We start from the raw sequence: 2629 nt of genomic DNA, 5'->3' as shown, positions 1-2629 counted from the left end.
GGAAGCATACGCTATCCCCGGATTTTCCCCTTTAGAAAAGGGAATCAAAAAAATCTGGGGGTAACAGCGATTGGAAGGTTGTTCTGTCATTGTAGTGTCAGTGTAAATCATCTTTAGTTCAATTGATATGCTTTCAGATTCATTTAAGCTACCCGGCCTAATATGGCCTTAAGAACTTAGATGAAGAGGTGAGCTTCACATGATGAAGATGGATGAGAAACCAACCCGGAAAGACCCATATAAACGACCAATCTCCCCAAGAAAGCGCAGATGGCTCATCATCACACTTGTCATCGTACTTGCAGTAGGTGGAATCCTGTACAGTTTGGCTGACCGTTACCTGATCCGGCATGTGCAGGTGGTTGAAGCGGATGAGAACACAGCAACGTCAACAGCAGGCAACGCCAATGATTCCACCAGGACTTCGACCGCCGCAATTGAAGTGAATGCAACGTCAGATGATTGGAATTATTCGAGTGATGATATGAAGGTCAATATTGAAAAGCAACAGACAGGTTCTGGCTCGGATCAGATTACGTATTATGTTGCTGATGTTCAGCTAACAGATGCAAGCAGCTTGCGAACCGCGTTGGCGGATAACAGCTTTGGAACGAACATTACCGAGAATACGTCAGAGATTGCCGCAGCCAACAATGCGATCTTTGCCATTAATGGTGATTATTACGGATTCCGCGATGATGGTGTCATTATTCGAAATGGAACACTGTATCGGGACAGCCCCACGCGGGATGCACTTGCCCTGTTCAATGACGGAACGATGAAAACATATAACGAGAACGAGATATCTTCCTCGGAACTGCTGGCCGAAGGGGCAACCAATACGTTATCCTTTGGGCCAATTCTGATTCAGGATAGCGAGATTGTCAGTGATTTTAGCAGTGTGAAAATCGATAACAACTTTGGCAACCGCTCCATCCAGGACGCGAATCCAAGAACTGTGATCGGCATGATTGCTCCCAATCATTACGTCTTCGTGGTGGTGGAGGGACGGCAGGACAACAGCCGTGGCATGACCTTGGCAGAACTGGCCGATGTCATGAAAGGCCTCGGAGCAACCGAAGCCTACAATCTGGACGGCGGCGGTTCATCCACGATGTATTTTATGGGCAGAGTCGTCAATAATCCGCTGGGGCGCAACCAGGAACGTGGCGTAAGTGACATACTATATCTGACGGAGGGACAAGGATCATGACGATATTAATTCCATCCTATGAACCCGATGTACGTTTACTGAATCTTGTTCTGCAGTTACAGACATTTAAGCTTGGACCCATTGTGATTGTGGATGATGGTAGTGGCCCAGATTACCGTGGGATTTTTGAAACGGCAGAAGCTTATGACTGTACGGTCCTGACACATCCCGTCAATTTGGGTAAGGGCAGTTCGTTGAAGACAGGCTTTCAGTATATTAAGGAGTACGGACCACAGGGCGGTGTGGTATGCGCAGATAGTGACGGGCAGCATCTGCCACATGATATTAAGCGTATCTTCGAAGTGCTGCTCGCACAAACGACACCAGGAATTGTACTTGGCAGCCGTCGCTTCAGTGGTAAAATTCCAGCACGTAGCCGTTTTGGCAACACAGTCACACGGGCCGTCTTTTCCCTCACGACAGGTATCAAAGTATATGACACGCAGACGGGTCTACGCGGTTTTCCCTACTCCATGCTGGATTGGCTGAACCAGATTCCCGGGGATCGGTTTGAATACGAGATGAACATGCTGTTAACGGCACACAAGGAAGGGTATGAGATTACGGAGGAGTTTATTGATACGGTGTATCTGGATCACAATGAGTCCTCCCATTTCCGCCCGCTGGTTGATTCGTTCCGGATCTATATGCCAATCCTGATGTTTAGCACATCGTCGGTGCTGTCCGCTCTGATTGATTTTGGACTACTATTTGTTATTCAGTATTTCACGCATAATCTGTTTCTGTCGGTTGTCGCAGCAAGACTGTGCAGCTCCATCTTCAACTATACGATTAATCGAAAGTACGTGTTCTCCGCTGGAAGAACCTCGAAGGTTCGGCAGTCTTTGCCCAAATATTTCTCACTTGTCCTGCTGGTGCTGTTATTAAACTATGGTTTACTGTATTTTTATAATGAAAAACTGATTATTCCGCTGCTCGCAGCCAAGTTATTGACCGAGGTATCCATCTTTGTATTCAGCTATTGGGCGCAGCGCAGATTTGTCTATTAACCCTGGAGAGAGAGTAAGCTTATGGCTTGCTCTTTTTTGGTTGAAACGGTTTCATAAGTACCCGGAAATAGGTTACGATGGAAGAGGAAATAAGGAGCCATATTTTAGGTGAAATCATGAAAACGATGGAGATTGTAACGCGCAAGGATATCATTCGTCCGTGGCTGGACCAATCAGAGTAAACGGAATGTTAATTTGGAGATAAGTGCGAAGTTAGAGTGTAAATATGCTTTAGTTGAACTTATATAAAATAAATGTGGGAGGATGATTATGTATCTTCGAAGTGTGGAACTTATGTCGGCCAAGATCGGGAATCGGGACCAATATCCTTTTGACATCCCCGCGATCCGGTCCTTGGAACGATTGGAGCTCACGAATAACGTTACTTTTTTGTAGTGAAAATGCT

3 protein-coding genes are annotated in these 2629 nt (G+C 46.1%); all 3 read left to right on the top strand.

Translation table 11 applies throughout. The features are described from left to right. The first annotated feature begins 199 nt into the window (after nt 1-199). The 3 genes from D829_RS0115365 (at nt 200) to D829_RS34270 (ending at nt 2619) form a co-directional block, all read left to right on the top strand. Complete coding sequence (locus D829_RS0115365) at nt 200-1213, top strand: phosphodiester glycosidase family protein (protein WP_017689798.1); 1014 nt, start codon at nt 200-202, stop codon at nt 1211-1213. After that, nucleotides 1210-2223 carry a bifunctional glycosyltransferase family 2/GtrA family protein gene (locus D829_RS0115360; RefSeq protein ID WP_017689797.1) on the top strand — a complete coding sequence of 338 codons (1014 nt, stop codon included), beginning with the start codon at nt 1210-1212 and terminating at the stop codon, nt 2221-2223. The genes D829_RS0115365 and D829_RS0115360 overlap by 4 nt, the downstream gene beginning before the upstream one ends. A 270-nt stretch (nt 2224-2493) precedes the next feature. Further along, nucleotides 2494-2619 carry a hypothetical protein gene (locus tag D829_RS34270; protein WP_017689795.1) on the top strand — a complete coding sequence of 42 codons (126 nt, stop codon included), beginning with the start codon at nt 2494-2496 and terminating at the stop codon, nt 2617-2619. Nucleotides 2620-2629 lie beyond the last annotated feature (10 nt).

This window comes from Paenibacillus sp. PAMC 26794, assembly GCF_000316035.1.
GTDB lineage: Bacteria > Bacillota > Bacilli > Paenibacillales > Paenibacillaceae > Paenibacillus.
Note: the sequence above shows the minus strand (reverse complement) of the source record. Positions and strands in the feature narration are given on the sequence as shown.